At 73.2% G+C, this 7,435-nt stretch carries 3 protein-coding genes and 1 pseudogene; 1 reads left to right on the top strand and 3 read right to left on the bottom strand.

Going from position 1 to position 7,435, the window contains the following annotated elements; genetic code table 11:
* The 3 genes and pseudogenes from ACFU7Y_RS35845 to ACFU7Y_RS35835 form a co-directional block, all read right to left on the bottom strand.
* Positions 1-263: pseudogene (locus tag ACFU7Y_RS35845) on the bottom strand (hypothetical protein); the annotation flags it as partial.
* A 303-nt stretch (positions 264-566) separates the two neighbouring features.
* Entirely contained in the window at positions 567-3,014 is a 2,448-nt protein-coding gene (gene murJ / locus ACFU7Y_RS35840; RefSeq protein WP_380770867.1) for a murein biosynthesis integral membrane protein MurJ, read from the bottom strand.
* A 57-nt stretch (positions 3,015-3,071) separates the two neighbouring features.
* Positions 3,072-5,606: a DUF6049 family protein gene (locus ACFU7Y_RS35835; RefSeq protein WP_380770866.1), complete on the bottom strand. Its 2,535-nt coding sequence runs from the start codon at positions 5,604-5,606 to the stop codon at positions 3,072-3,074.
* A 367-nt stretch (positions 5,607-5,973) separates the two neighbouring features.
* Between ACFU7Y_RS35835 and ACFU7Y_RS35830 the strand changes: the two genes are divergently transcribed.
* Positions 5,974-7,401 (top strand): CCA tRNA nucleotidyltransferase, encoded by a 1,428-nt coding sequence (locus ACFU7Y_RS35830; RefSeq protein WP_224277712.1) that lies wholly within the window; start codon positions 5,974-5,976, stop codon positions 7,399-7,401.
* Positions 7,402-7,435 lie beyond the last annotated feature (34 nt).

Genomic DNA, 7,435 nt, shown 5'->3' with positions numbered 1-7,435 from the left:
GGGTTGACCTGGGTGGCGTCGAGAGACACCCGCTGGTTCTGCACCACTTCCATGACCTCGTCCGCGGCGCTACGCCCGGGGGCGGCGTCAGCGGGGGCGCCCACGCGGGCGTCCGCGGGGGTGTCCGCGGGGGCGTCCGCGAGGGCGCTCCCGGCGGCGTCCTCCGAGCCCGCGAGCTCGTCGATCGCCGCGGCCAGCGCGGCCTCGTCCGTCGCCGCGTCAGTTGCTGACGTGTCGACGACGGCCTTGGTGCCATCAGCCACCGTGGTCCTGCCTCCCCTTGTGTCGCCCCGGCCTGAGAGAGTCGCTGGAGCCCGAGGGTCGGCAGCCCTGTGCTCCAGGACAATTGTGCCCACTCTTCTCCACCGGGTACGACCGCTGAGACGTCCGCTCGGTTGCACGTGGGTGGAGAGATGTGGTGCAGATCCGACACCGGGTCGCCATCCGGCGTTCGGGCGGACCCGAACCAACCGGTGACCCAGCACTCGGCCGGACGAGCGGAGGAGCATCCCGCTCCGGTTGACGCCCGGTCGGGGCGCCCGCTCGTCCGGCCGGTGGTCGGACGGTCAGCGGCCCAGCCGGCCGCGGACCATGCCCAGCATGGCGTTCAGCTCCTCGATCCGCAGGCGCTTCGCGATGAGCGCGAAGACGGCCAGCTGGAGGCCGCCGGCCACGACCAGGGACGCCATGCTGCCCGGCCAGCCGCCGAGCACCTGTTGGATCCCCAGGCTGGCGCCGACGCCGACCACGGCGGCCGGGACGCAGGCGGCGGTCAGCCGGCTGTACGTCCTGCCGATCCGCTTGGTGTCCAGCCCGCCGATCCGCTTCTTCAGCTTCGGCATCGCGACCGTCACTCCGACGGCGTAGGCCAGGCCGTAGCCGAAGGCGATGCCGGTCACCGTCCACTCGGCGGGCAGCAGCAGCCAGCACAGCAGCGCGAAGCCGGCCTGGCAGGCCGCGACCCAGACGGTGTTGGAGAACGGCGTGCGGGTGTCCTCGTAGGCGTAGAAGCCGCGCAGCATCACGTACTGGGCGGAGTACGGGATCAGGCCCAGCGCGAACGCGGAGAGCATCAGACCGACGTTGGTGGCGTCGCTCAGGACGGTGTCGTTGCCGCCGATCGCGTAGATCGCCCGGCCGATGACCGGGCCGAGCGACAGGAACAGGAAGGCCGCCGGGACGACCGCCACCGCGGTGGTGCGCAGCCCGTAGGAGATGTCGTCGCGCACGGCGCCGGCGTCCTCGTCGGCCGCCGCACGGGAGAGCCGGGGGAGCACCGCGCTCATGATCGAGACGGTGATCACGGCCTGCGGGAGCTGCCAGATCAGCAGTGCGTTGGAGAACGCGGCCAGGCCGACGCCGTCGTGTCCGGCCGCCGACGCGGCGTCGCCCGCCTTGGTGGACAGCTGGGTGATCACCAGGTAGCCGGCCTGGTTGGCGAGCACGAAGAAGAACGTCCACTTGGCCAGCCGGGCGGCCTTGCCCAGGCCGTGGCCGCGCCAGTCGAAGCGGGGCCGGTAGCGGAATTCGGCGGCCCGCAGGTACGGGATCATCGCCAGCGACTGGACGACCAGACCGACCAGGGTGCCGAGGCCGAGCAGCCGCACGCCCTCGGGGGAGACGCCCTCCGGGGTGACGTGGGTGGTGCCGAACCCGCCGTAGACCCAGATGTAGGCGGAGAAGGTGAAGATCACCACGATGTTGTTCAGGACCGGGGTCCACATCATCGCGCCGAAGCGGCCACGGGCGTTGAGGATCTGGCCCATCACCACGTGGATGCCCATGAAGAAGATGGTCGGCAGGCAGTAGCGGGCCATCGCCACCGTGGTGTCGGCGCGCTCCGGGTTGGCCATCATCGGATGCGCGATCAGCTGCACCAGCACGGGTGCCCCGAGCACCGCCAGGAAGACCACGCCGCCGAGCCCGACCATCACCAGGGTGAGCAGTCGGCTGGCGTACGCGGTGCCGCCGTCCTCGTCGTTCTTCATGCTGCGCACCAGCTGCGGCACGAAGACCGCGTTCAGCGCGCCGCCGCCGATCAGGATGTACAGCAGGGTCGGCAGGGTGTTCGCCGCGTTGTACGAGTCGCCCATCACGCCGACGCCGATGGCCGCGGTGATCACCATGGTCCGGACGAAGCCGGTGCCCCGGGAGACCAGCGTGCCGGCCGCCATGATCGCGCTGGAGTTCAGCAGGCTGGAGACCTTGCCGCCGCCGGCCGCCTTGGCGGGCTCGGCGGTGGGCGCGGGCGCCTGCTGGGCGGCCTGCTCATCGGCGATGACGTCCGCCGGCGGCTCGACCGCCGGAGGCACCGCGACGGCGGCCACCTGCATGGTGGCCTCCTGCTCGGAGAGCGGCGGGTCGAACTCGATCGGCGGCACGAAGTGGTGCTGCCCGCCCGGAGCGCCGCCGTGCTGCGGCTGCCCCGGGTAGCCGACCATCGGCGGGTACGGCGCGTGGCCGGCCGCCGGGGCGTTCGGCTGCGGGACCGGCGGCTGGGCCGCGGCCTGGGCCGGGCGGCCGCCGAAGAGCGCCTCCACCCCGACGTACTCGGTGGTCTCGGTGTCCCAGGCGGAGTGCGCCGGGCCCGGCTCCCACTGCGGCCGGGGCTGCTCGGCGCCGCCCCAGTGGCCGTCGGCGGCCTGCGCCGGGGCCTGGTCCTGCTGCCAGGCGGGCTGCACCGGGGTGTCCCAGCCGGGCTGCACCGGCGGCACCGGGGCCGAGAACTGCTCCGGGGCCTGGTAGGGGGTCGGCGGCACCGGCGTCGGGTAGCCGCCGCCCTGCGGCGGCAGCTGCGGCGGCACGTCGTACGCGGCGGCCGGCGGCTGGGGCGCGGCAGGCCGACCGGCCTGCAGGCCGTACGGGTCCCGGCCGTCCTGCGGGTGCCCGTAGGCGTTCGCCGCGTACGGGTCCTGGGCGTAGGTGTCGGCCACGTACCAGTCGCCGGACGGCGACTCGGCGCCCGGCCGGCTCTCACCGCGGCCCGGCGGCCGCTCCTCGCTGCGCCCGGTCATGTCACCTCTTCGCTGTCGTGGGGGAGGCCGGCCCGGGGATGCGGGGGGTCGGCGGTATCAAGGACCAACCTTCTCATCACCGGCGGCCCGATCCCGGCCATCCGGGCTGCTGCCACGCGGTGTCTGTGCAGGACCGTCACCAGGGGCGTCGTCCGTCCCGCCGGTCCCGTCCGCCGCCGGGGCCCCGGCGGGATCCGCGGTGGACTCCTTCGCCGTGCCCTCCGCCGGGGGCTGCGGAGCGGGCCCGGCGGCCGCGGAGCCACCCGCCGCCGGGGCGTCCCCGACCGGCTGGTCGCCGTCCTCGTGCGGCTGCCCGCCGCGCCGCTTGCGCTGGCGCACGAAGCGCAGCGCGGCCAGCAGCAGCAGGACGCCGGCGCCCGCGAAGACGTACAGCACGCCGTTGGTCACCGAGGTGACCTCCACCGTGAACTTCCGGGCCTCGCCGTACGGCCGGGAGTCGGGGCCGGTGGTCCACAGCTGGGCGGTCATCGCGACCGGCCCGTTGTTGTGCGCCTCGGCGTTGAAGCGGAGGGTCACGCTCTGCGAGGGCGGGAGGACCAGCTCCTCCTCCTTGCTCACCCGCAGCCGGTTCGGCTGGGCCGAGGTGAGCACCAGCTTGAGGTTGGTGACCGTCTGAGTCAGGTCGTTGCGGACACTGACCTGGAGCAGACCGGTGTCGCCGGCCAGGGTGACCACGTTCTTCTTCGGCACCTGGACGGCCCTGGTCAGCTCCTTCAGGTACTCCGTGACGCCGGTGCGGTAGGTGCTCCCGGCCGGCGGCTGGCTGCGCCACTCGGTGGACAGCGAGCGGACCATCGCGGCGCTGAACGGGCCGCGCACCCGCTGCGGCAGGGTGAGCACCCGCATCAGGGTGTCCAGGTCGTGCTGGATGTCGTCGGTGCGGCTCAGGTCGGCCGCCGGCAGCTCCGAGGCCCGGGCCTGGGTCGGGTAGTCGGTGGGCGCCGGGACGGCGGTGTTGGCCTTCGGGTCGGCCGCGGACTGGGCCACCGCGTCCAGCTTGACCGAGGAGATCCACTTGCCGTCCGCCGTCTGGAGGGCGGTCGCCAGTGCCTTGGCGTTGGCGGCGCTCAGCTCGCGCGGCGGCATGACCAGCAGCCCGCGCTGGTTCTGCGGCTGCTCGTGGGTGATCGCGAAGGTTTCGGCGAGGAAGCGCTGGGTGGCCTCGGTCTGCGCCTGCGGGCTGCTCAGGTCCTTGTCGAAGAGCGAGGACACGGTCTCGTCGGCCACCACGGCGTTCTGCCCGTTGCCGATCGGGCGGACGGCGGTCGGGGTGTAGTTGAGCGAGTCCGGCTCCGGCATGCTCTCGCCGTTGACCAGCAGCAGCCCGCTGCCCGACTGCTGGGCGAGGGCGGCGATCTGCTGGTCGAGGTAGCCCTGGAACGGCCAGGCGACGTCCGAGCGGGTGTCCACGGAGAGCCGGCCCTCGACGGTCAGCCGGCCGGCCGTGGTCGCCTTGCTCAGCGCGGTGGTCACCCCGGTCAGGTCGGAGCCGTTGTGCGCGATCGAGGCGAGGTCGGGGTCGGCGTACGGCAGCGAGACCACCTGGACGCCCGGCTTGGCGACGGCGGCCCGCAGCTTGTCCAGCCAGGCGACGGCGGCGGGCGAGGGGGGGAGCTGGACGGTGTTGTCGTCCTTGGCCGACTTGCCCGACTCCTCGGTCCCCGGCTTCTGCACCCGGTAGGGCTTGGTCATCGCGAGCGCGGCGTCCAGCAGGTCCGGGTCGATCACCCAGGTCAGCCCGTTCAGCTTGGCGCCGGTGTCGACCAGCTCGTACAGCCGGCCGCCCGGGGCGAACTCGGTGGCCAGGCTGTCGTCGCGCAGCACCGAGATGGTCTGGTCGTTGTCGGCGACGGTCTGGGCGGCCATCACCGGCGGGTGCACCAGCGGCCAGATCGTGGCGACCTTCGTCGGCTGCGCCTCGGCGCCGCCCGGGTTGTACGGCAGGAAGGTCCGGGCGATGCCAAGGGCACGGTCGCGCGGGTTGTCGGCGGTCGTGCCCCAGGCGTCCACCGCGAGCTCGTACGCGCCGCTCGTGGAGAGTCCGAGGTCGCTCACCGCGACGCTCAGGGTGTACGGCTGGCTCTGCCCGGGGTCCAGCTCCGGCAGGGCGTACTGCGGGCTGTCCAGCTCCACGCCGTCCTTGCCGTCCGGCGTGGAGCGGCCGGCCACGTTGGCCAGATCGCTGCGCCGGTCCAGCGGCCTGCTGCTGTTCGGCTTGCGGACGGCCGCGTGGGCGCCCTTGACCGCCGAGTTGCCCGCGTTGGTGACGTGCCCGGTGATCGTCACGATGCCGTTCGGGGCGGCGACCTGGGGGCTCAGCGCGTCGATGGTCATCACCACCGGGTACTCGGCCGTGACGGAGGAGTCGGCGGCCGGGCGGACGCTGCCGCCGGAGGGCAGCGCACCCGCCGGGACGGCCGTGAACAGGGTCAGGGCGGCCGCGCAGGCGGCGGCGGCCCGCAGGACCGCACGGCGTGCCCGGCGGGCCGGATGGCGCCCCTCGGCGGGGCGCTCGGCCCGTCCAGGCTGTCGGTGCGCCCCCAGGCCCGAGTGCCGTGCCGGCTCACTCACTCGCTTCGCCCTCGCCGTTCTCGATCGTTCGCTGCTGATGCTGTCCGTCCGGCGCGGTCCGCCCGACGGTCTTCGCTTGACTCTTCTGGAACTCTTCGCCCGACGCCGTCGCCGCACCGATGCCGCGGGGAATCCGCGGGTGGTGGCGGCGCGAGACACCGCATCCCCTGTCCGGTGCCCGAGACTCGTCCACCGGCATGGTAACGATGCGGCCCGCGGTGCAGTGTTGCGGGCTGTGGGGTGAGACGCCCAGAACGCGCGGGCGGTTGACCTGTCGGGGCACGTACCCTTGTGAGCCGTGTCCACTGCCAATGAGCCCACCGCGCGCACCGACCGTTCCAGCACCGCCGTCCAGGTCGTACCAGGCCTGAGCGAGGCCCAGACCCTCGGCCTCCAAGAGCTGCTGCGGGTGTCGCCGGTCGCCGACGAGATCGCCCGCCGGTTCCAGGCGGCCGGTCACCGGCTGGCGCTGGTCGGCGGGTCGGTCCGGGACGCGCTGCTCGGTCGGCTCGGCAACGACCTGGACTTCACCACCGACGCCCGCCCGCAGCAGGTGCTCAAGCTGGTCAAGGGCTGGGCGGACGCGGTCTGGGACGTCGGCATCGCCTTCGGCACGGTCGGCGCCCGCAAGGACACCCCCGAGGGCTCCTTCCTGATCGAGATCACCACCTACCGCTCCGAGGCGTACGACCGCACCTCGCGCAAGCCCGAGGTCAGCTACGGCGACACCATCGAGGAGGACCTGGTCCGCCGGGACTTCACGGTCAACGCGATGGCCGTCGACCTGCCCGGCCGCGGCTTCGTCGACCCGCACCACGGCCTGGAGGACCTGGAGGCCCGGGTGCTGCGCACCCCCGCCACCCCCGAGGAGTCCTTCTCCGACGACCCGCTGCGGATGATGCGGGCCGCCCGCTTCGCCGCCCAGCTGGACTTCGACCCGGTGCCCGAGGTGGTCGCCGCGATGACCGCGATGGCCGAGCGGATCACCATCGTCTCCGCCGAGCGGGTCCAGGCCGAGCTGAACAAGCTGCTGCTGGCCAAGCACCCGGTGAAGGGCCTGCGGCTGCTGGTCGACACCGGTCTGGCCGGGTACGTGCTGCCCGAGCTGCCCGCACTGCGGCTGGAGCGGGACGAGCACCACCGGCACAAGGACGTCTACGAGCACTCGCTGACCGTCCTGGAGCAGGCCATCGGCCTGGAGCAGGACGGTCCGGACCTCACCCTGCGGCTGGCCTCGCTGCTGCACGACATCGGCAAGCCGCGCACCCGCCGCTTCGAGTCGGACGGCCGGGTCTCCTTCCACCACCACGAGGTGGTCGGCGCCAAGATGACCCGCAAGCGGATGCGCGAGCTCAAGTACTCCAAGGAGCTCACCGAGGACGTCTCGCGCCTGGTCGAGCTGCACCTGCGCTTCCACGGCTACGGCGGCGGCGAGTGGACCGACTCCGCGGTGCGCCGCTACGTCACCGACGCCGGGCCGCTGCTGGAGCGCCTGCACAAGCTGACCCGCTCCGACTGCACCACCCGCAACAAGAAGAAGGCGGCCGCGCTCTCCCGCACCTACGACGGTCTGGAGGTCCGGATCGGCGAGCTGAAGGCGCAGGAGGAGCTGGACGCCATCCGCCCGGCGCTGGACGGCAACCAGATCATGGAGCTGCTCGGCCTCAAGCCCGGCCCGCAGGTCGGCAAGGCGTACAAGCACATGCTCGAACTCCGGCTGGAGCACGGCCCGCTGGAGCACGACGAGGCGGTCTCGGCGCTGCGCGCCTGGTGGGCCGGGCAGCCACAGGGCTGAGGAACGCGAAGAGGGGGTGGCCCGGGCCCGGGCC

Origin of the sequence: Kitasatospora sp. NPDC057542 (assembly GCF_042801945.1) — a bacterium.
Lineage (GTDB): Bacteria > Actinomycetota > Actinomycetes > Streptomycetales > Streptomycetaceae > Kitasatospora.
This window is presented reverse-complemented; position numbering and strand designations above follow the sequence as displayed.